The following is a 20,679-nucleotide window of genomic DNA, read 5'->3' as shown; positions in this document are numbered from 1 at the left end:
CTTCTAACTAGTCTTCTTTGTGACTTTTCTTGATTCCTGCCAATCCAAAGAATCCTAAAACCATACCAACTAGGCTCAAGGCAACTGCTGATTCGCTGCCTGTCTGTGGCAGTTCTTTAGCTGCAGGGTCCTTAGTGAAGGTCTTGGCAACATGAACTGCTACTTGCTTGGTTTGTTTTGGAGTATTAACCAGTGGAGCTGCCTGTTTTGCAGGATCAGCTGCTTTGGTACCAGCTGGGTAGGAAGCTGCATTAACCGGATCCGTTCCTTGCTTGATTTCTTCAATATCTGTATAGCCATCACCGTCAGAATCCTTAGTGGATGAAATAGAGATGGCGCGTGAGTTTGGATTGATAACTGCATAGGCTGTCAAATCAGCTTTTGCAAGATAGTCTGCAAAAGCCACATCCATCGATGGTCCTTCCTCGCGAGGGCCACCCAGCATGGTATAGCCATCACCACCAGCAGCCAAGAAGTCATTGGTCGTCAGATAGTAGGTCTTATTAGGATCAAGAGGCTCATAAACACCAGTTTCTTTATTCTTAATCTCGATGTGGAGGACACGTTGATTAGCTGGCAGAGTCGTGTCGTAGTAGACTTTAGCTCCAGAGATTTGCAGGTAACCACCGCTTGGTTCTAGCAAGGGTTGGCCGTTCTCATCCAGCACAGGTTTACCATCTTTCTCCTGGAGAATAGAGCCTAGAGATTTGGCAAACATATCTGCAATATTTTGACCAGTAACCTTGATTTGAGAAATAGTATTCCCAAAAGGCAATACGGCGATAACATCTCCCTTGGTGATTGGCTTGTCTTTGGCAATAGTTTCGCGCAGACCGCCTCCGTTAGTAACAGCTAAGTCTGTTTTATTGGCAAAGCCAGTTTGACCATAATCGTAGAGAGCATCCGCTACGACATTACCCAGATTGGTTTCCCGAACACGGACATTTTCACGGTCACCATTAAGCTCTACAGGGCTGTTTGCTACGATAACCTTGGCATTATCAGCGTCGTACCTAGCTTTAATCTTGCTGACCATGTCTGCAACAACTGGGTCTGGAGTGACTTTTTTAGCTATTTCAGCAGGAATTTGCTGAGGATTTCCCAGAAGTTGATTGGCCTTGAAAGTTACTTTTCCGATATTGTGTAAGTAGCTACCGGTCTGGTTGTAAGTTACATTATCACCATAAGTCGTAGACTCTACTGTGTGAGAGTGGCCGTCAATAACAGTTACGCGCTTGCCTTTGAGCTTAGGATTTTTAGAAAGAGCTTCAGCCAAGGTTGAACCGCGCCACTCAGTCGGTGTGGTCGTGTCAACACCCAAGTGAGCTAGAACAACGTAGTTTTTGTAGTTCTTTCCTTCTGCCACTGCGCGTGCTTCGATTTCGTCAATGACCCGATTAACTTCTGTAATTGGATCAGTGAAGGTCACACCTTGAATGTTTTTAGGGTGAGTTTTTGTAGCAGTTTCAGGTGTTGTCACACCGATTACCACAAACTCATCCCCCTCAACCGCTGGATCCTTGTCTACAATGGTAGATGCTTGGAAAACTCGAGCATTGTTGGCATAGGTGTTAGAACTGAGGAGTGGGAATTTAAGAATTTCCTTGTATTTTTTCGCCTCGTCTAGACCAAAGTCAAACTCATGGTTCCCGACTGCCATAGCATCGTAGCCAATTTCATTGAGGATTTTCGCTCGTTCTTCCCCTTTTGAGCTATTGGAAATTGGCAACCCTTGGAAGGCATCACCCGCATCCACAACTAGCGCTTTAGGGTTTTTAGCGCGCTCTTCCTTGATGACAGTTGCCAGCTTAGCATCACCGATAACGCCTTTTTCCTCTACGATACGGCCATGCACATCGTTGGTATGGAGAATCGTAGCCTCTGGCAGATTTTCAGACTGGGCTGGTGCTGCAGCGGCTTCTGTCGCAGCTGGACCAGCCGGAGCTGCTGTATTCTGACTATGTGCTGCTGGTTTTTCTTCTGCTGAAGCTGCTGGAGCAGTTGGTTGCACTTCAGAAGCTGTCTCAGCAGCTGGCTGATTGGTCAACTCAGCCTTTGCTGGCTCTGGACTAGGCTGAGCCTCTTCTGCAGAGACTTGATGGGCCAAAAAAGCAGGTGCCAAAAGCACTGTCGATAGAACAGGTAAGATGAAAAATTTCTTCTTCATATAACGAACACTCCTCTTTAGTATTTTGTTATATTATACATCTTTTTGGTTCAAAAAGGAACTAAACCACTACTATTTTAACAAACATTCGGTTTTTCAGAAAATTACTAGAAAATTTTCTGTGTTAAAAAAGACCCTGAAATTCATCAGAGTCTAATCTGCATTATCCTTTAAAGACAACTTCCCCATCACAGATGGTAAACTTTACTTGGCCTTTAAGCTTTTCACCAACGAAAGGCGAATTGGCAGCCTTGGAGGCAAAGTGGTCAGTCACAAGTCTATCGGCTTCTGGGTCAAATATTGTCAAATCAGCAGGACCATCCTGAGCAATGAAACCAGCATCAAAACCATACAATTGAGCTGGATTGGTTGTCATTTTTTCCAAAAGTTCCATCAAACTCAGATGACCAGCCTCTACCAAGTAGGTCAGACCAAGAGAAAGCGAAGTCTCAAGCCCAGTCATACCAGAAGGCGCTTTAGTGATATCGGCCACATTTTTCTCTTCAGCATGATGTGGAGCATGGTCCGTCGCAATGACAGAAATGACACCAGACTTAAGTCCCTCAATAACCGCTAGCCGGTCCGATTCTAAGCGCAGAGGCGGATTCATCTTAGCATTGCTGCCCTTGGTCAATAGCAGAGCTTCTGTCTTAGAGAAGTGCTGAGGTGCTGCTTCAGCGGTGACTTGAGCGCCTAGCTTCTGAGCGAATTCAACCACCTTTACACTCTCAGCCTTGGACAAATGCTGGATATGTACATGAGCCTTTGCATCATAAGCGATCATAACATCGCGCGCAATCATACTGTATTCTGCCACACCTGTCGCGCCACAGATATCAAAATGCTCTTTAGCGATATGCTCATTGAAACCGAGTATGCCGTTGAGATTGGGATCTTCCTCGTGCAAGCTGATAAAGGTGTCATTTTTACGTGCTTCTACGAGGGCTTGGCGGACAATGCCAGCGTTGGTCAATGGAATACCGTCATCAGAAAAACCTACTGCACCAGCTGCCAAGAGACCTTGGAAATCTGTCAGATGCCGCCCATCAAAATTCTCTGTGATTGTTGCAACCGACTTGATATGGATATTTTCGCGACTAGCCGACTCTAGCACTTCTTTCAGGGTTGCAACCGTAGAGATGGTCGGATTGGTATTGGCCATCATGACAACTGTCGTAAAGCCACCCGCTGCTGCTGCCAAGGCCCCCGTATGAATATCTTCCTTATGAGTCAGGCCCGGCTCCCGGAAATGCACATGTATATCCACCAAACCAGGAGCCACAACCAAACCACTGGCATCAATAACTTTTGCATCTTTCACCTGTAAATCTTGACCAATTTTAATAATTTTCTTCCCCTCAACCAAGAGGTCGGCAATTTGGTCAAAACCAGTCTTAGGATCCATAACTCGTCCGTTTTTGATTAATAGCATCGTCTTATCTCCTTATTCGTAAAAGTCCACCTGCGTATCCAGCAGCTTATCCCCGTCATAAACAAACTTTGCTGAAAAGAAAGGCTTGTCTTCTAGAAGCCACTCAACAAAAGTATGATCGCCTTCCCAAGTTGGTTTAGACAAAACCTGGTCATAGGGCACCCATTCTAAAGTCCCTTCGTTGCAGTCAATCAATTCCCCCTCAAACTCCGTCACCTTGAAGACGTAGGTGTACCAGTCCAAGTTGGGAGTAAACTCTGGAAAAGTGATAACGCCTTTAAGAACAGGCTTGGCCTTTAGACCTGTTTCCTCTAGAATCTCACGTGCAGCGCATTCCTGCGGGGTCTCTCCTCGTTCTAGCTTGCCACCGACACCAATCCACTTCCCAGCATGAACATCATTGGGCTTTTTGTTGCGGTGCAGCATGAGAAACTCCCGACCATTATCGATATAACAAATCGTTGCTAACTGAACCATACTACCTCCTATGCTAACCAATTGATAGGTTCCAAGCCCTTTGCTACTAAGAAATCATTAGTCCGTGAAAAGGGTTTGCTACCAAAGAAACCACGATAAGCGGACAGCGGACTTGGGTGAGCTGACTCGATTATCAAATGTTGAGGATTGCTTATCAAGGCTTTTTTCTTGCGGGCGTAAGAACCCCAGAGAATAAAGACAACTGGATCAGACTTTTCATTGACTACCTTGATAATAGCATCCGTAAAAGGCTCCCAGATTAAACCGGCATGCGCATTGGCCTGACCAGCAGGCACTGTCAGCCCAGCATTGAGCAAGAGAACACCCTGCTGAGCCCAAGAAGTCAAATCATGCGACTCTTTCACTCCGATATCATCAGCCAGTTCTTTGAGAATATTCTGCAAAGAAGGCGGAGCTGGAATATCATCAGGTACCGAAAAACTCAAGCCCTGTGCCTGTCTCGGTCCGTGGTAGGGATCCTGCCCTAAAATAACTACCTTAACATCCGCTAAATCTGTCGTCTGAATCGCATTAAACACCTTTTCCCGAGGTGGATAAATAGTCCCTGAAGCATACACTTCGTCTAAAAAATGATTGATTTTTGCAAAATAACCTTCCGGCAGCTGCTCCTTAATCAAAGCATGCCAAGCTGAATGCTGCATACATGTCTCCTCTCATTTCCTACGATAAAATTCTCTTACCTTATCCACCTAAGCGCTCTTCTGAGTTCTGCTGTGCCATTTTCCAGAAAACAACGACCATGAGCTAGTATGATTTTCTCCGGTTGCCAAGCCAGCATCTGCTCTAGACATTCTTTGGCTTCTTTTTGATGACCGATAAAGGTCATACGGTAGTCAATAGGCGTCTGTCCATCCGGAGCTGCAACACGAACTAATTTATAAGCCTTGCCGCGAATCTGACTTGGAAAATGCTCTGTTTCAAAATTCTCAATCAAATCTGTCAAAATCAAGGTCTGACTGTCCTTATGAAAAAAGACAACTTCCTCAATATGAGTACTTCCCTTGAAAATCAACTGATCTATCTGACCTGCCCAAGCTTCTGGAGCCTCATCTGTCAGCTTTTCATCAAAAGAGACTGGTATTTTCTGCTTGGCTGCTCTCTCTTCCACTCCTGGGCTAGACCAAGCAATTGCCTCAGGATAACGCTTCTTCCAGTCAGCTATATAGGCATAGTGAATCTTATTAGGTGAAACAAGATGCGCAACTGGTCCCAAAGCGTCCAACTGGTCAAACAAGGCTTGATTTGGTTGGATTGGTGAATGACACAAGAGCTGGCCATTTGCTAACTTGATGACAGTCATGCGGGTGGAAAAGGGCAACTGTGTCAGAACCGCATCCATCTCAATCAAATCACCGTCGACAATCCAGATATTCTCGGCAATAGGTTTCAAGGTATAAAGCGGTTCATAGATAGGAACAGGTCTTTTCATTCTAAATACTCCTGCTTTCTAGTCCAAAAGCGAAACTTCCCTAGAGCTTGAGGATACTGGGCTAATCCTAGGGTGGATAGAATCAAAATTTGTGGCAAAAACTGAATCAGGTATCTCGTCTTTCCTCCCTCGAAAATCTGCAAAAAGAGCAGGCCGCCAAAAACAGCTAGGGTTAGAAAATTCAGCTCATCACTGGAGCGATATTCCCAAAGGGCAAAGACAAGTCCTGCTGCCATGACAATCCAAACCACCTGCTTGGACAGCGAGAAATAGACAAATTCTGACTTGTCAGTGTTCAGGAAGAAGTCACGGACAAACTGAGTTAAAGGATTATCCTTCGTATCTTGGTAAAAAGGCGATATATAAGGCGTCTTTTCATTTTCAACACTGCGGTAGAGCCAGCCCAAATCTCCCTCTGCCACAGTCAGAGACTGCTTGTGGAAGAGATGATGAGCTAAAGTCAAAGGATTATATTCACTTAAGCGCCGCTTGATTTCCTTGATAACATATTCCTTGGCAAACATGCCATTGTTATAGTCATACTGCTTATCGGGCTCAATATACTGCAAGAGCCCTTCTTTCATGTCTTCCTGATTGTGGCCATTGAAGGTCAGACCCAAATTGATAAAGAGCAGGGGACCTTTTGCTAGTCCCTCTCCCTTCATAATCGGCACTTCCGTCTGATGCTTGGACCAGTAATGCAGCGGGGCGTAACTAATCGCAAAACTGCAAGCAAAAACGACTAGTGTCAGAAAGAACTTCTTCCAGTTCTTTTTGAAAAAGAGAACTCCGAAGACAGCTATCAGCAGAATCATTACTGTTGGTCTAAAGAAGAAAGCCAGACTAGTCATTAGCCCAAGCAATATACTACGCCAAACCAGCTGTCGGCTTGATTCCTCTCCTTTCAGCAATCCCAGAACTAGGAAAATCTGCAAACTGATGAAAGGAAGGGGCGGAATATCGGTATACATTGAAAAGAAATAAGGAGAAAAGCCCAGTAAAAGCACATAAAGACTAAAGACAGCATCTGCAGCCTTTTGGGAAAAATACTTTTGGCAGCCCTTGTAGAGAATCAAGGCCGTTACGTTAGTATAAACAATATTCAAGGCCTGCATGACCCATAGACCAGATTCCCCAAATACGTTAAAGAAAAAACGCTCGTAGAGAAAGAGTGAGACATTGTTAGGGTTGCGGGTCAGATAGCTGGAAATAGAGCTTTCTTTCAGAGTTTTGAAAGCTCCTGTAAAGACAACTGCTGCATCCCGCCTAATCAAAAGCTCTGCTGAAAAGAGCATGATCAGCTGAAAAATAAAGACGGCTAGCATAATAAGAAGTTTATGCTTCATCAGCCAATGATAAGCTTTTTCTAGCAAATGCCGATAGCGATAGGCCAGATAAGCCAAGCCAGCAAAGGCAATTATAGCTATACTATTCAGCTCTGCAACATGCCAGATGGCAATCAGAAACCAGTGAACAGCCGTAATCAGCATAACTTTCTGTAATATTGAAAAGGATAGATGATAAATCTTAGACATAGCTCTATTATACCAAATGCCTAGACTTTAAGCCATTTTTAAAGGTAAGACAAGGACGTTTTACTGAAAAATGACCTGAATAAGAGTCAGATCATTTTATTTCTATTCGGTCTAGACATGCCAATTTTCTTGGTCATGCTTAAATTTCTCAAGCAAGGTCAAGCCCTCAGGACTGACATAGCCTTCTGCTTCAGCCAGAGTGATTAGTTCCGTATAGTTTGACAAAGTCACCAATTTCACATCCGCTTCATTGAAGTTCTTTTCTGCCTTTGGCAGCTCATAGGTAAAGATGGCTGCTGCTCCAATCACATCCGCACCTTCTCGTTTCGCTGCAGCAATCGCATCCAAGACCGAACCGCCAGTTGAGATTAAATCCTCAATGACAACCATCTTCTGCCCAGGCGCTACGCGACCTTCGATTTGATTGCCCGCTCCGTGATCTTTTGGTTTGCTGCGGATATAGGCAAATGGCAGGTTCATCTTATCCGCGATAATGGCTCCATGAGGAATGCCTGCTGTCGCAGTTCCAGCAATGACTTCTACATCTGGAAATTCCGCCCGAATCTTTTCGACAAAACCATCCTCGATCAAGGTCCGAGTCTCTGGATAGGCCAAGGTCACACGGTTGTCCGTATATATAGGTGATTTGATGCCCGACGCCCACGTAAAAGGCTCTTCTGGCTTCAAATACACAGCTTTGATTTTCAATAAATCACGCGCAATCTCTTTTGCTAAAGTCATTTTTTGCTCCTTATAAATTTGAATGTTTTTGATGCTGTCAATTACGTATAACGATTTAATTCGAATCCCGTGTTACTGTCTAGCTATTCCACTGCTTCTTAATCTCATGGTAAGCATCCCAAGGATTTTCAGCCTGGATAATCGGACGGCCGACTACAATATAATCACTGCCGATTTGATGGGCTTCCTGCGGAGTCATGACCCGCTTTTGGTCACCGATTTCTGATCCAGACGGCCGAATACCCGGCGTCACACAGATAAAGTCATCGGCAGTTGCCGCCTTAATCAGTTCAACTTCTTGAGCCGAACAAACGACACCATCCAAACCGGCTTCTTTGGCCTTCCGAGCGTAATTGACAACAGACTCCTGAACCGTAGTTTGAATATTTTGGCAATCACGCATATCTTCCTCGCTGGTCGAGGTCAGCTGAGTCACCGCAACCAACTTAGCCTTATCTCCCAAGACCTTCTTGGCTTCGCTCATCATCTCTACACCGCCTGCTGCATGGACCGTCACCATGTCGATACCAAAAGTTCCTAAGACAGACATGGCTGAGCGCACCGTATTGGGAATGTCGTGCAGTTTCAGATCCAAGAAAATGCTGTGTCCAAGACCTTTCAGATAATGAACGATTTCTGGACCGATGGCATAGAAGAATTCCATACCGATTTTGACATAGAGTTTTTCATCTTCTGGAAAATGCTCCAAGAAATCTTTGACATCATCAAAAGATGGAAAGTCGAGGGCGATAATAGGCCGTTCTTCACGCATGAGGGGAAAATCTCCTTTTAAATTATTATCTTCAAAAAAGTCCATTAGGCATTTATATCTCAAAACCAACCTTCGCATTAGGCTCAAAGCCATAGAAAAACCTTGCCCGAGAGCAAGGTTACACGAAAATGTGGCAGTATTTGCCATTCAAACGTATGTACCTTAGTAGCCTCTCTGGACTTCTTTAAAGGTTATATTTAGTTCATTCTATAATTTCACAGCAGGATTGTCAAGTAAAAATGTAACTTTAAAGCAAATTCTCTCGAACTTCTTTTCGTAAGCTTTCAAGACTTTCGATGCCGTATTTATCCATAAGCTCAGGCAGATCTTCAATGATGGTCGGGCAGGCATAAGGATCCGTGAAATTAGCAGTTCCCACTCCAATAGCTGAAGCGCCCGCTATAAACATCTCCAGAGCAGCCTCTGCCGAATCAACTCCACCCATACCAATAATGGGAAGTTTGCTTGCTTGCGCCATTTGACGGATCAGCTTGAGCGCTACCGGAAAGACAGCCGGACCCGACATACCACCTGTGCCATTAGCGATAATAGGCTTGCGCGACTTCAAGTCAAATCGCATACCTACTAAGGTGTTAATCATGGTAAAACCAGCAGCACCAGCGTCTTCAACAGCCTTAGCTATCTGAGTGATATCAGCCACACTCGGAGTTAATTTGACATAGACAGGTACTGCAGAAGCATCTACTGCTGCCTTGGTTGCTTCGTAGGCTAATTCTGGAACTTGGCCAATCAAAAGGCCAGCATTTCCATGGTCAACATTAGGGCAGGAGATATTGAGCTCAATAGCCTTGACATTGGGGGCTTGGGAAATTTTCCCAGCCACTGTGGCATATTCTTGATTGGAAAATCCCGCTACATTAGCGATGATTGGAAGGTCGGGATAATGTTTTTCCAACCAGGGCAGTTTTTCAGCTAGAACAACCTCAACACCTGGATTTTGAAGGCCAATGGCATTGAGCATACCAGCTGGCGTTTCTGCCACCCGCGGAGTGGGATTGCCAAAGCGGGGGTTCAAAGTCGTAGCCTTTATCATGATAGAACCCAGTAAGTCCAAGTCATAGTATTTGGCATATTCTTGTCCAAAGCCAAAGCAGCCTGATGCTGGAATAATTGGATTTTTCAGGTCCAAGCCTGGCAAGGAAATCCTTAAACGTTGGTCACTCATTCTTTCCCCTCCTAGACAATAATCGTGCCCGTTTCAAAGACCGGACCGTCTTCACAAACGCGCTTATTGACTGACTCGTCCTGACCTGCCACATGAACGACGCAGGCATAGCAAGCGCCCATACCACAAGCCATACGAGACTCCATGGAGAGATAAGCATGCGGATGGTCCTGAAACTTACGATCGACATACTGGAGCATGGCTGGCGCTCCACAGGAATAGACAGCCGCATAGTCTTGAATCATCTCATCTACCACCGCTGATACATAGCCCTTGCGACCATAGGAACCATTATCCGTCGTGACAATGACATCAGCGTATTTTTTCATTTCTGATTCCAAAATGACAGCAGCTTTATCAGCAAATCCCAGTACAGCTGTCACTTGTGCACCCTTGGTATGCAATTCTTTAGCAACCTCAAGCAAGGGAGGGACACCAATCCCACCAGCGATAACCAAAGCGTGGTCACCTGCCCTTACAGGACTCAAATCAAAGCCATTGCCCTGAGGCCCCATAACATCAAGAAACGAGCCGACTGTCAGTTGAGAAAAAATAGCCGTCCCGCCGCCTTCTATCCGATAGATGATGCGACAATTCAGATTGTCTCGGTCAATCTCAGCGATTGAGATAGGCCGGCGCAAAAGCTTGCTGTCATCTGGTACTCGAATATGTAAAAACTGCCCAGCCTGCATCTGAGCAACCATTTGGCCCTTTAGAATCATAGAAAAAATATTAGGCGCAATCTCTACTTGCTCCAGCAGCTGCATCTGCTCCAGCATAATTTTGCCAAATCTCTTTTTGCAACTGTCACTAACCATGACAACCTCACTTTCTACAAGAAAAAACCTCGCCACAGCAAGGTTTCGCAAAAAACAAGGCAGCCAACTGCCTCTTATACCGTTTTTCCCACCTTGCAGCCTCACTGGACTTGATTAAAGGTTAAATTGTAAACATTATATCGTTAGAAATGAGGATTGTCAAGGCATAAAAAATATTAGAATTTTCATATCACTAATGAATCGAAGCATTACCAGCTCTTGTCGAATTCACTTCTTGCATCCGCAAGACGAAAGCTGCCATCCTCCTGCCTCTTGAAAATCAAAGACACCCTATCCAATTTTCGTTCAGCAGGTGGACGATGAATATTAAAATAATTCACCCGCAACGATAACGGGCTATAATCTGTATCGCTTCCAGAAAAATTACTATCTGAAGGCAGTCCAAATCGAGCAACAATCTCCTGATATGTCATTCCACCTTTTCCATATTGACTATCACCTACTGTCAATGTATCCATATCTTCTGGCTTCCACTTAAAAACAAACTCATTTTTGATAGCTGGTAGGTTATGAATGTCATCCAAGTAAACTGCCGTTTTAGTTATTAAATAGTACTTTTTTCCATTGGAATCGGGGTCATAAAAACCCAAACTGATTTCCTGAGGATGTCCTGATGAACCATATCTCGGAACATCTACAATTCTTGTCTTATAAGTTAGTGTCAATCCATTTTCGGTAAAACTCACATTTGAACCCTTACCGTATTTCGTAATAACCTCTTCCAAAGTCGGATTATTTTCCCACTCCCCGACTTTGGCTATTTTGAGTTCTACAAAATTGTCTAATGTCCAATTAAAAACAAACTTTTTTTCATCTTCCTCAACAATTTTCTTTTTCAGTTCCTTCTGTTTTTTGTCCATTTCTAACTCAGCTTCATCTTGCTGAGTAGTAGAGCTTTCTTTACTAACTGACGACACTGTCTTATTATATTTGTACTTAAGGTTGGCTCTAGGAATCTTTTGAGAAAAATAATAGAAGCCAAAGAATAAAGCAAATGACAAGGTCAAACAAAGAAGAATAAAGGCCGAATTAATCCTTTTTTTCTCCTCCTGTATGGCCATCATGCTAAGTTCTTCTCTTTTTATCTTTTGTTGTTGATAAAGTTCTTTTTTTATGGCTCTAAATGAATTAGCATCATGTTTTTTCTTGCTACTCCTTCTCAAGATTATCTCCTCTGTCTTTTTTATTTTAGTTTACTGGTTTTGTTTAGAAACCAAACGCCATGTTCCATCTTCTTGCTTATAGAATTCTAGATTGACAGACTTCAATTGTTCCGGATTTGTCAAAGAATGAGGATTATGATAAGTAACTCGCATTTGAAGTTGATTGTCCTCTCCCAAAATCGTCTGATACAGCGGCAAACCAACATTTGAAACAATCTCATCATACACCGTACCTTTGTCAGTACCTTCTCTAGCACCAATAACAAGACTATCTATATATTCTTGTGTCCATAAAAAGTTTCTATTAGGATTTTGATCCACCTTAATTTCATCACTTGCAAGGTTAGAATGGTACTTGGAAATGAGCTTATAGACACCATCAAATTCAGCAAAGGTTAAAGAAACATAACCAAGAGCACCATCCTTCTCTTTCCAAAAAAGACGAATATGCTTTTGAATTTCATTATTTGATGAAAAATCAATCCACGAACCAGCTTCAACAGGTCTTCCAAATTCTCTTAAAACATCTTCCAAGGCCGCTCCGCCTTTATCTTTGTCCATGGGTAGAGAAACTGCCTTGTCAACCGTCCAAAGAAAGGGACCGCTTTTTTCTGGAGAAACGATAAGGCTCTCAGCAAATTTTTTTACTTCAGTCTTCTTATCCTCTAATTTTTTTGATGGTGAAATAATCTGACTTGACTGGCTCACCGGTTGCTTAGATTTAGTCTTTTGCGATATAGAAAGCATCAAAAAAACTGCTCCAACGATAGAAAAGCCAATAATGGCTAATAGAACGAATGGTAAGAACTTAGACTTAGATGTCTCCTTCTCCAACTCAAAAGCAATATCTTCAAAAGAATCTTCTTTTCTCTTCATAACTACTCCTTTTACAGTCTAAAAATCATCATATCACGAATAACTTGAAATTGCAAAACCTGTTTCATTATAAAAGACTTGATAAAATCGCTTTATAATTCCGATAAGAATAAACTTTAAAAATGTCACTATATCCAATAGAATTGCTTTTACCATCTGTCCATTTTAATAAATTCAATTATAAAAACATGCTACCTTTCATTGATTTACCGGGAAAAAATCCCCAGTTTGTGATAAAATAGTCCTATGAGAATTCAACAGTTACACTATATTATCAAAATCGTCGAGACCGGCAGTATGAACGAAGCTGCGAAGCAGCTTTTCATTACTCAGCCTAGTTTGTCCAATGCTGTGCGGGATTTGGAAAATGAAATGGGCATTGAAATTTTCATTCGCAATCCCAAAGGAATTACCTTGACCAAGGACGGCATGGAGTTTCTTTCCTATGCCCGGCAGGTTGTTGAGCAGACGCAACTTCTAGAGGAGCGATACAAAAACCCTGTCGCCCACCGCGAGCTTTTCAGCGTGTCTGCTCAGCACTATGCTTTTGTAGTTAATGCCTTTGTCTCCCTGCTTAAAAAAAGCGATATGGAGAAATACGAGCTCTTTCTGCGGGAAACTCGAACTTGGGAAATTATTGACGACGTAAAAAACTTCCGCAGCGAAATCGGCGTCCTCTTTCTCAATAGCTACAACCGCGATGTCCTATCCAAGATGCTGGATGACAATCACCTGATTGCAACTCATCTCTTCACAGCCCAGCCCCATATCTTTGTCAGCAAGTCCAATCCACTTGCCAAGAAAAAGCTGGTCCAATTATCTGACTTAGAAAACTTCCCCTACCTCAGCTATGACCAAGGGACTCACAACTCTTTCTACTTTTCTGAGGAAATTCTCTCTCAGGAACACCATAAAAAATCTATCGTGGTCAGCGACCGTGCGACCCTCTTTAACCTTTTGATCGGTCTGGATGGCTACACGATTGCAACTGGTATCCTCAATAGCAACCTCAACGGAGATAATATCGTGTCAATCCCACTGGACATTGATGATCCGATTGAATTGGTTTACATCCAACACGAAAAAGCCAGCCTTTCCAAAATGGGAGAACGTTTCATTGAGTATCTGATTGAGGAAGTACAGTTTGATAAATAAGGAGAGACTATGAAGGTAAAAACAATTCTAGCTTTTGCTACAATTATATTTATCCTTGGACTCCTGGCCGTAAACTACAATTCAAATCCGAATACTACTGATGGAAATTACACCTTTAAAAACTAACGTCAGATAGCTTTATACTATCTGACGTTAGTTTTTTCCTTATTATTTAGTATTTCAGTTACATATTGGTCCTTATTCTCATTTGTATAAGTTTTTGATCTAGACTGAACCCTAATACCATTACTATTATCTTTATGATCCATCACATACGTTTCAGTTACAACCATTTTAAAGTTATCACCTGTCATATCAAGGTGTATTGGTAAGTTTTCAAACCGTTCAGAATAAAATAATTGATAGGGATAGCTTTCAAGCTCGATATTTAGCCTGTTATTCCATAAACTATCAGTACCACTAAAAAATCTCATAGAACTTCGTATCCAATAATTTCTACTATCATTAGGTTGATAATCATCAAAAAATTTTTGACGTCCTTCTGCTGAATGTGAAGTATCTTGTAAAAAATAAACTGGTGGAAAAATATTAGATTCGGGTGTAACGTCATATTCATAGTAGGTTTGAAGTTTATGAGTTTGTGGATTTTTCAACTGGAAACTCGTAACTTCATATTGATTACCATAATTTTGGGAGATCGTATCCCCTTGGTAAATCATCAGGTAGTTTCTAAACTCACTACCATCTCCGTGGTCAATTCCCGGAAAACGAAGTGATAATTTATTAAACTGTTTATAATTAAAGCCATCCGATTTAAAGAATGAACCGCTATTATAACGGTCAAATAAGATATCTATTTTTGTATTATCAGTAAAGGACAAATGTATAATGGTATAATTCAAATCAGATTTTAAATCAGTTCTTATAGATTCTGACCATTGACCATCGACAGGTCATTCCTCATTAAAATGAACAAACTCAATATTAATATCTTGTATAGTCTTTTTCTGGCCCTTTTTATGACTAACTTTTAAATTATAAACTCTATGATAAATGTGTTCCGAATCAAACCACTCTGGCTTGATATAATAGCGAAGACCAATATAGCCAATAAACAAACTAATTAAAGCGAGAAAGATATATTTCTTCTTAATCTTCAACTTCTTCATACTCACCTCCTGGGAAATTAATTTCATAAAATGATAGCTTATTTTTTATTTTTATATCTTTTTGTTAAAGCGTCATCATTGGATTTTACAAAAGTATCAAGATCGTCTAGAACTTCTTTGATGTATTCGTCTTTATTTTCTTCTGAATATAACTTGGTCGCCTTTCGTACTTTTACTTTACCATAACCATAATCCAGTAGTTGAGTCCTTGTAACAGAGATTTTAAATTTTGAACCCGTCAGTTTGACACTCACAGGAAGATTAGTTAAAGCATCGGAATAATACCATTTAGCATATAGAAAAGTAAAATCATGACTAAGCATTTTTCTAGGGATGTCAGAGCTCTTATCCCAATAACCAAGACTACTGGTGTTATAATCATCATAAAATTCTTGCAATCCGTCCTGATTCGCTCTTCTTTCAACTTTCAAATAAATCGGAAATATTGTTTTTCCTGGAGGATTTCCATACTCATAATAGGTCTGTAACTTACCTGTTCTAGGATTTTTGAGGTCAAAACGAGTTACAACGGATGCTTTTGGAATTTGGTATAATGTATCCCCAGTATATAGCATCCCAGAGAGAAAGACGAGCCTATAACCAGACATATATGCCTTATTTAAGCCTGGAAATCTTTGGGTCATGTCTAGAAAAAGTTCATCATCAATGTAAAATTTATCGCTAAAAGCTGGACCCGTTTCAGAAAATTTTTTTAGCGGAATCCAAACACTTGTCCCATCATCCAATTTAGCATTCAAAATGACCCTACTTTTATAATAGCGATCAGCATTTGTCAAAGTCATTTCTGACCAAGTTAGTCCCTCAGGAACTTCAGCCTCTTTCTCATAAATAAATTCTAGATTTATTTCTTTTATGGTTGACTGTCTAGCTTTTATCGAACTAGTTTGATAATTATATACTTTGATGTATTGATTTTTGCTATCAAATAAGCCAGGAGCAACATAATATCGAAGCAAAATATAAAGTCCAATAGCAAAACAAACTAAAACTTTAATAGTAAGTGGAATTTTACGCTTCACTTTTTTTACCTTTTTCAACTCCTCACCTCCTGGGAAATTAATTTCATTATATCATAATCACCATCATTATTATAGACTTCCTAATGAGAGAACATTCAATCAAAAAACATCTGAAACAAGTGGATTTCCACTTCTTTCAGGTGTTCTTTTATTGTCTTAATTGAGAAAATACTTGGGCAATCTTCCCTTCAATGACTAGATCTGCATGGCTGTCTTGAGGGATGCTGGTCTTGTTGATGACAACCAGATGCTTACCTGCAAAGTACTGGATGAGGCTGGCTGCGGGATAGACGACCAAGGACGTGCCGCCGATTATCAGCAGATCTGCTTGCTGGATAGCTTGGGCCGCCTGACGGAAAACTTCCATATCTAGAGGCTCTTCATAAAGAGTCACATCTGGCTTGACAATACCGCCACAGTCAAGGCAGTGAGGAATGGTACCCTGCAGAGCCAGAAAGACGTCCAAATCGTAGAATCGCTGACAATTCAGACAGTAATTTCTATCCGCGCTGCCATGTAGTTTGAGAACCTTCTTTGAACCGGCCATTTCATGCAAGCTATCGATATTTTGAGTCACTACAGCCTTGAGCTTGCCCGTCTTCTCCAAGTCCGCCAAGTAGACATGAGCAGCATTAGGCTTGGCATCCGGATAGAGCAGGTACTTCTTGTAAAAGTCAAAAAACTCCTGCGGATAGCGCTCAAACATAGTATGAGAAACCAGCTGCTCCGCTGTAAAATGCCGTCCTAGCTTGACGCTGTATATCCCATCAGAACTGCGGAAGTCCGGAATATTGGACTCAGTCGAAACCCCCGCTCCACCGAAAAAGACGATATTCTGACTTTGGTCTATTAATTCTTGCAGCCTTGCAATCTTATCCATCCTGCTACTCTTTATAAGAGACTTTCTATGACCGCATTCGCTCGGTCAAAGTAAAAAGGTTCTCTCTGATAGACAATGCCTGTCTCCAGAGCCAAATCAACCAGAAGCGCCATAAAGTGCTGAGACGAGAAACCTGTCGTCCTGTGCAATTCTTCCTCATCGAAAGGCTTGATAAGATGAGCCAACGGATTGCGGACTGATTTTTCTAACTCTCTTAGCTGCTGTGCTGATTCTTTGACAGATTCGGGTAAATTCAACTGCAAAATCAGCTCCGTCAAACTAGAAGAATTGACCGTGCTTTCTGCATGAAAATTTTGCAGGTCAGGATTATCAGAATTTCGCATCTTTTCAAACTTCCAACGGTCGTAACTAGCCCCTCGCGAGTTATGAATATAGCAGTCAATATCCGGTATTTGCATGCGAATCAGCCGCATAAAAATCCGATAAATAGCTGGACTAACAGCTCGGATAAAGTCAATCAGCTGCTCATTTCTCAGCTTGGCTTCCAGATCATAAAGGTAATTGACCAGCTGCTCGTCCGATTCATTTTCATGGCAAAAAAGCTGAAAATCAGCTAGGTTAGACCCAGTGATTTCCAACTTTAGATTCATCATAGATTGGATGTTGAGCTCTCTTCGCTCCGCTAAAGCGCCAAGAAGACGGACCAAGTCAGACTGGACACCACTTCCTGCTCTCTCAGCTAGTTTATGAGCATAAGCATAGTCATAGCGGGAAATAGCAAAGAGAATGGCTTCTTTGACATCTAGTTTCATGCTTCTGTAATCAAGGTTTCCAAACCAACCTTCATCATATCGGTGAAGGTATTTTGGCGCTCTTCAGCTGTTGTATCCTCTTCAGGATTGACCAAGCTGTCAGAAATAGTCATAATTGCCAGAGCATCTACATGGTGCTGAGCAGCCAGATAGTAAAGAGCTGCCGCTTCCATTTCAACTGCCTTAACGCCCCACTTACCAAGCTCGATATTCTTTTCAAAGTAGTTTGAGTAAAAGACATCAGACGACAAAACATTCCCAACATGGGTTGTCATACCGAGGTCTTTGGCGATATGATAGGCTTTATCTAGTAAATCAAAGCTAGCGATTTGCGGAAAATCATACTGTGGCCAGTCATTACGGATAATGTTGGAGTTAGTTGCAGCCGCCTGCGCCAGTACTAATTCACGAACATGCACATCAGCATTCAGCGAGCCCGCTGTTCCGACACGGATTAGCTTTTTCACACCGTAGTCAACAATCAGCTCACGCGCGTAGATAGAGATTGATGGCATTCCCATCCCTGTCCCCATAACAGAAACACGCTGGCCTTTATAAGTTCCAGTGTAGCCAAACATGTTGCGGACTTCATTGAAGCAAACAGCGTCCTCAAGGAAATTTTCCGCAACAAACTTAGCCCGAAGCGGATCCCCCGGAAGAAGGATTTTATCAGCAATCTCGCCTTGTTTAGCAGCAATATGAATAGACATAATATAAGATACTAAGGGCTTAAAAGAGGCAAAGCAAAAATAGGAAACGAACGAAGATGCGACTGCATCTAGGTAGATTTATCTTTTTTGCACCGCCTCTAGCCCGAGTTCAATTCAAACTCAGATGCCCTTCCTTTCTGTGTTTATTTGAAAGATAGTTTTCCGCTTGTGTTCAAATCTGAACACCTCGCTCTACCTTTCTTTAGTTTAATGATTTTATCAGCATAGATAGAAAGGCTGTTCCGGGTTTAATTACCAACCCAGACACTCCGCCTTTCAACATTTTTTTACAATTCAGCAAGTGTTTCTTTAAGCAGTCGTTTGAAATCACCCTTGACACGTTCTGTTACTTCCACCACTTCCTCATGATTAAGCTCTTCTTGGAACCCAGCAGCAAAGTTTGTAATGCATGAAATTCCAAGGACTTTCAAACCAGAATGTGCTGCTACAATCACTTCAGGAACAGTAGACATGCCGACTGCATCTGCACCCAAACTCTTGTAAGCACGAATTTCAGCAGGTGTTTCATAAGTTGGTCCAGTTACACCGATATAAACACCCTCATCCAGCTTGATACCAAGCTTATCAGCAACTTTGTGAGCGACGGCACGGTATTCTGGAGTGTAAGATTTAGACATATCAGGGAAACGTGGACCAAATTCATCCAAGTTTTCACCGATCAAAGGATTTTGGCCAGTCATATTGATGTGGTCAGTGATCGCCATAAGCGTACCAGGGCCATAGCCGATACCACCGGCAGCATTGGTCACAATAACACCTGTCGCACCAAGAGCCTTCATCACACGCACTGGGAAAGTAACGATTTCTAAAGGATTTCCTTCATAGAAATGGAAACGGCCTTGCAGCGCCAAGACTTTCCGTCCTGCCAAGTCCCCATAGACTAATTTACCAGCATGGCCAACAACAGTTGAGCGGCCCCAGTTTGGAATATCCGCATAGTCAAGACTAACGGCATTTTCGATTTCAGAAGCCAATTCTCCCAAACCAGATCCCAAAATCAGACCAAATTCAGGTTCTGTCATACCTTTTTCTTTCAAAAAGGCTGCTGTTGCTTTGATTTTTTCTGATAAGCTTGTCATAAAATATTTCCCTCACTCTCTTATTATGCTTAAATCAATTTGTCCAAGAAGCTTTGACCAATCATCGCCTTATCCACTCCGAAGTTTTCAGCAACGGTAGCTGAGATATCTGCAAAGTGTCCGACAGGAATATGACCATGACCGCTCAGCGATTTTCCGAAGACCAAGAGCGGAATGAACTCACGAGTGTGGTCCGTTCCGGCATAGGTCGGATCATTACCATGGTCAGCAGTAATCATGAGCAAGTCATCTTCACGCATGTTTTCAATAATTTCTGGGATGCGAGCATCAAACTCTTCCAAGCAGTCACGGTAGCCATGTGGATCACGGCGGTGACCATAAAGAGCATCAAAGTCTACTAGGTTAGTAAATGAGAAACCTTCTTTGAAGTTTTCATCTTTCAAGGCTTTGACCAATGTATCTACACCATGATTGTTAGACTTATTGTGTCCCATGTCATGATTGATTCCAGCACCGTTAAAGATGTCATTTATCTTACCAACAGAATAAGTATCAATTCCGGCTTCATTGAGCTTGTCAAGTACAGTTGGATTGAACGGAGATACGGCATAGTCGTGACGATTTGCTGTACGAGTGAAGTTACCTGGCTCACCTACATAAGGACGAGCGATGATACGTCCCAGAAGCGCAGGACGTTCCAAGGTAATAGAGCGGGCGAATTCACAGATACGATAGAGCTCTTCCAAAGGAATCACTTCTTCGTGTGCCGCGATTTGCAATACTGGGTCAGCAGAGGTGTAGATAATCAGCTCGCCTGTTTCCATCTGACGAGGGCCAAAGTCATCAATAACTGCTGTACCAGAGTATGGCTTGTTAGCCTCACGAATGACCTTGCGACCAGAAAACTCTTCAATCTGAGTCAGGATTTCTTCTGGGAAGCCATTCCAGAAAGTATCAAAAGGCTCAGTAATATTGAGACCCATGATTTCCCAGTGGCCTGTCATCGTGTCTTTTCCGAGTGATACTTCTTCCAGCTTGGTGTAGTAACCACTAGGATTTTCTTCTTGAGGAACTGTCTTCAAAGGAGCAGGGCGCTCGATATTTCCCAACCCGATTTTAGCCATATTTGGCACATTCAGTCCTACAGTTTTGGAAATATGTCCCAGAGTATCTGAAGCACCATCTGGTACCCCTGCATTGACAAAGTTATTGGCATCTGGCGCAGCACCGATACCAACTGAGTCCATGACTACCAAGTGAATACGATTAAATTTTGGCATAAAATACCTCTT

The 20,679-nt window shown here is 42.3% G+C and carries 21 protein-coding genes; 1 reads left to right on the top strand and 20 read right to left on the bottom strand.

Annotated features, from left to right (window positions below; all coding sequences use genetic code 11):
• Positions 1-7: 7 nt before the first annotated feature.
• The 12 genes from nt5e to HMPREF9380_RS05020 form a co-directional block, all read right to left on the bottom strand.
• Positions 8-2,167, bottom strand: coding sequence for a cell surface ecto-5'-nucleotidase Nt5e (gene nt5e, locus HMPREF9380_RS04965; protein ID WP_002933648.1), 2,160 nt, complete (start codon positions 2,165-2,167; stop codon positions 8-10).
• Positions 2,168-2,330: 163 nt separating this feature from the next.
• Positions 2,331-3,599: a dihydroorotase gene (locus tag HMPREF9380_RS04970; protein ID WP_002933645.1), complete on the bottom strand. Its 1,269-nt coding sequence runs from the start codon at positions 3,597-3,599 to the stop codon at positions 2,331-2,333.
• Positions 3,600-3,611: 12 nt separating this feature from the next.
• A complete protein-coding gene (locus HMPREF9380_RS04975) occupies positions 3,612-4,076 on the bottom strand; it encodes an NUDIX hydrolase (RefSeq protein ID WP_002895418.1) in 465 nt (154 codons plus the stop codon).
• Positions 4,077-4,084: 8 nt separating this feature from the next.
• Positions 4,085-4,738: a uracil-DNA glycosylase gene (locus HMPREF9380_RS04980; protein ID WP_002933643.1), complete on the bottom strand. Its 654-nt coding sequence runs from the start codon at positions 4,736-4,738 to the stop codon at positions 4,085-4,087.
• 35 nt (positions 4,739-4,773) lie between these two features.
• A complete protein-coding gene (locus tag HMPREF9380_RS04985; RefSeq protein WP_002933642.1) occupies positions 4,774-5,526 on the bottom strand; it encodes a DUF4336 domain-containing protein in 753 nt (250 codons plus the stop codon).
• Positions 5,523-7,061, bottom strand: coding sequence for a glycosyltransferase family 39 protein (locus HMPREF9380_RS04990; RefSeq protein WP_002933641.1), 1,539 nt, complete (start codon positions 7,059-7,061; stop codon positions 5,523-5,525). Before HMPREF9380_RS04990 ends, HMPREF9380_RS04985 begins: the two co-directional genes overlap by 4 nt.
• Positions 7,062-7,172: 111 nt before the next feature.
• Positions 7,173-7,802, bottom strand: a complete 630-nt coding sequence (gene pyrE, locus HMPREF9380_RS04995; RefSeq protein ID WP_002933638.1) for an orotate phosphoribosyltransferase — start codon at positions 7,800-7,802, stop codon at positions 7,173-7,175.
• Positions 7,803-7,881: 79 nt separating this feature from the next.
• The gene (pyrF, locus tag HMPREF9380_RS05000) at positions 7,882-8,574 is read right to left on the bottom strand and encodes an orotidine-5'-phosphate decarboxylase (RefSeq protein ID WP_002933637.1); all 693 of its coding nucleotides are present in this window, start codon (positions 8,572-8,574) and stop codon (positions 7,882-7,884) included.
• Positions 8,575-8,821: 247 nt separating this feature from the next.
• A complete protein-coding gene (locus HMPREF9380_RS05005) occupies positions 8,822-9,760 on the bottom strand; it encodes a dihydroorotate dehydrogenase (protein ID WP_002933636.1) in 939 nt (312 codons plus the stop codon).
• An 11-nt stretch (positions 9,761-9,771) separates the two neighbouring features.
• Positions 9,772-10,578 (bottom strand): dihydroorotate dehydrogenase electron transfer subunit, encoded by an 807-nt coding sequence (locus HMPREF9380_RS05010; protein ID WP_032907372.1) that lies wholly within the window; start codon positions 10,576-10,578, stop codon positions 9,772-9,774.
• Between the two features lie 209 nt (positions 10,579-10,787).
• Positions 10,788-11,762 (bottom strand): hypothetical protein, encoded by a 975-nt coding sequence (locus tag HMPREF9380_RS05015; RefSeq protein WP_002897495.1) that lies wholly within the window; start codon positions 11,760-11,762, stop codon positions 10,788-10,790.
• A 30-nt stretch (positions 11,763-11,792) separates the two neighbouring features.
• A complete protein-coding gene (locus HMPREF9380_RS05020) occupies positions 11,793-12,638 on the bottom strand; it encodes a hypothetical protein (protein ID WP_002933634.1) in 846 nt (281 codons plus the stop codon).
• Positions 12,639-12,884: 246 nt separating this feature from the next.
• Here HMPREF9380_RS05020 and HMPREF9380_RS05025 point away from each other — a divergent pair, with 246 nt between their 5' ends.
• Positions 12,885-13,793 carry a LysR family transcriptional regulator gene (locus HMPREF9380_RS05025; RefSeq protein ID WP_002895403.1) on the top strand — a complete coding sequence of 303 codons (909 nt, stop codon included), beginning with the start codon at positions 12,885-12,887 and terminating at the stop codon, positions 13,791-13,793.
• 143 nt (positions 13,794-13,936) lie between these two features.
• On the opposite strand, the gene HMPREF9380_RS11220 is transcribed toward HMPREF9380_RS05025, so the two are convergent.
• The 8 genes from HMPREF9380_RS11220 to HMPREF9380_RS05055 all read right to left on the bottom strand — a co-directional run bounded on the left by HMPREF9380_RS11220 (position 13,937) and on the right by HMPREF9380_RS05055 (position 20,667).
• Positions 13,937-14,656, bottom strand: coding sequence for a hypothetical protein (locus HMPREF9380_RS11220; RefSeq protein WP_155114627.1), 720 nt, complete (start codon positions 14,654-14,656; stop codon positions 13,937-13,939).
• A 51-nt stretch (positions 14,657-14,707) separates the two neighbouring features.
• Complete coding sequence (locus HMPREF9380_RS11215) at positions 14,708-14,923, bottom strand: hypothetical protein (protein WP_050540542.1); 216 nt, start codon at positions 14,921-14,923, stop codon at positions 14,708-14,710.
• A 38-nt stretch (positions 14,924-14,961) separates the two neighbouring features.
• Entirely contained in the window at positions 14,962-15,981 is a 1,020-nt protein-coding gene (locus HMPREF9380_RS05030) for a hypothetical protein (protein WP_002933624.1), read from the bottom strand.
• Positions 15,982-16,111: 130 nt separating this feature from the next.
• The gene (locus tag HMPREF9380_RS05035; protein ID WP_002933622.1) at positions 16,112-16,843 is read right to left on the bottom strand and encodes an NAD-dependent protein deacylase; all 732 of its coding nucleotides are present in this window, start codon (positions 16,841-16,843) and stop codon (positions 16,112-16,114) included.
• An 11-nt stretch (positions 16,844-16,854) separates the two neighbouring features.
• A complete protein-coding gene (locus HMPREF9380_RS05040) occupies positions 16,855-17,616 on the bottom strand; it encodes a hypothetical protein (RefSeq protein ID WP_002933620.1) in 762 nt (253 codons plus the stop codon).
• Complete coding sequence (deoD, locus tag HMPREF9380_RS05045) at positions 17,613-18,326, bottom strand: purine-nucleoside phosphorylase (protein ID WP_002933615.1); 714 nt, start codon at positions 18,324-18,326, stop codon at positions 17,613-17,615. Before deoD ends, HMPREF9380_RS05040 begins: the two co-directional genes overlap by 4 nt.
• A 287-nt stretch (positions 18,327-18,613) precedes the next feature.
• The gene (locus HMPREF9380_RS05050) at positions 18,614-19,426 is read right to left on the bottom strand and encodes a purine-nucleoside phosphorylase (RefSeq protein WP_002933610.1); all 813 of its coding nucleotides are present in this window, start codon (positions 19,424-19,426) and stop codon (positions 18,614-18,616) included.
• A gap of 29 nt (positions 19,427-19,455) precedes the next feature.
• Entirely contained in the window at positions 19,456-20,667 is a 1,212-nt protein-coding gene (locus tag HMPREF9380_RS05055) for a phosphopentomutase (RefSeq protein ID WP_002933606.1), read from the bottom strand.
• Positions 20,668-20,679: the final 12 nt, after the last annotated feature.

The sequence above is a fragment of the Streptococcus sanguinis SK49 genome, from assembly GCF_000212815.1.
Lineage (GTDB): Bacteria > Bacillota > Bacilli > Lactobacillales > Streptococcaceae > Streptococcus > Streptococcus sanguinis_C.
Note: the sequence above shows the minus strand (reverse complement) of the source record. Positions and strands in the feature narration are given on the sequence as shown.

Coding starts and splice junctions, on each gene's coding strand:
- nt5e (WP_002933648.1), bottom strand. CDS start 2,167: ATGAAGAAGAAATTTTTCATCTTACCTGTTCTATCGACAGTGCTTTTG.
- HMPREF9380_RS04970 (WP_002933645.1), bottom strand. CDS start 3,599: ATGCTATTAATCAAAAACGGACGAGTTATGGATCCTAAGACTGGTTTT.
- HMPREF9380_RS04975 (WP_002895418.1), bottom strand. CDS start 4,076: ATGGTTCAGTTAGCAACGATTTGTTATATCGATAATGGTCGGGAGTTT.
- HMPREF9380_RS04980 (WP_002933643.1), bottom strand. CDS start 4,738: ATGCAGCATTCAGCTTGGCATGCTTTGATTAAGGAGCAGCTGCCGGAA.
- HMPREF9380_RS04985 (WP_002933642.1), bottom strand. CDS start 5,526: ATGAAAAGACCTGTTCCTATCTATGAACCGCTTTATACCTTGAAACCT.
- HMPREF9380_RS04990 (WP_002933641.1), bottom strand. CDS start 7,061: ATGTCTAAGATTTATCATCTATCCTTTTCAATATTACAGAAAGTTATG.
- pyrE (WP_002933638.1), bottom strand. CDS start 7,802: ATGACTTTAGCAAAAGAGATTGCGCGTGATTTATTGAAAATCAAAGCT.
- pyrF (WP_002933637.1), bottom strand. CDS start 8,574: ATGCGTGAAGAACGGCCTATTATCGCCCTCGACTTTCCATCTTTTGAT.
- HMPREF9380_RS05005 (WP_002933636.1), bottom strand. CDS start 9,760: ATGAGTGACCAACGTTTAAGGATTTCCTTGCCAGGCTTGGACCTGAAA.
- HMPREF9380_RS05010 (WP_032907372.1), bottom strand. CDS start 10,578: ATGGTTAGTGACAGTTGCAAAAAGAGATTTGGCAAAATTATGCTGGAG.
- HMPREF9380_RS05020 (WP_002933634.1), bottom strand. CDS start 12,638: ATGAAGAGAAAAGAAGATTCTTTTGAAGATATTGCTTTTGAGTTGGAG.
- HMPREF9380_RS05025 (WP_002895403.1), top strand. CDS start 12,885: ATGAGAATTCAACAGTTACACTATATTATCAAAATCGTCGAGACCGGC.
- HMPREF9380_RS11215 (WP_050540542.1), bottom strand. CDS start 14,923: ATGAAGAAGTTGAAGATTAAGAAGAAATATATCTTTCTCGCTTTAATT.
- HMPREF9380_RS05035 (WP_002933622.1), bottom strand. CDS start 16,843: ATGGATAAGATTGCAAGGCTGCAAGAATTAATAGACCAAAGTCAGAAT.
- HMPREF9380_RS05040 (WP_002933620.1), bottom strand. CDS start 17,616: ATGAAACTAGATGTCAAAGAAGCCATTCTCTTTGCTATTTCCCGCTAT.
- deoD (WP_002933615.1), bottom strand. CDS start 18,326: ATGTCTATTCATATTGCTGCTAAACAAGGCGAGATTGCTGATAAAATC.
- HMPREF9380_RS05050 (WP_002933610.1), bottom strand. CDS start 19,426: ATGACAAGCTTATCAGAAAAAATCAAAGCAACAGCAGCCTTTTTGAAA.
- HMPREF9380_RS05055 (WP_002933606.1), bottom strand. CDS start 20,667: ATGCCAAAATTTAATCGTATTCACTTGGTAGTCATGGACTCAGTTGGT.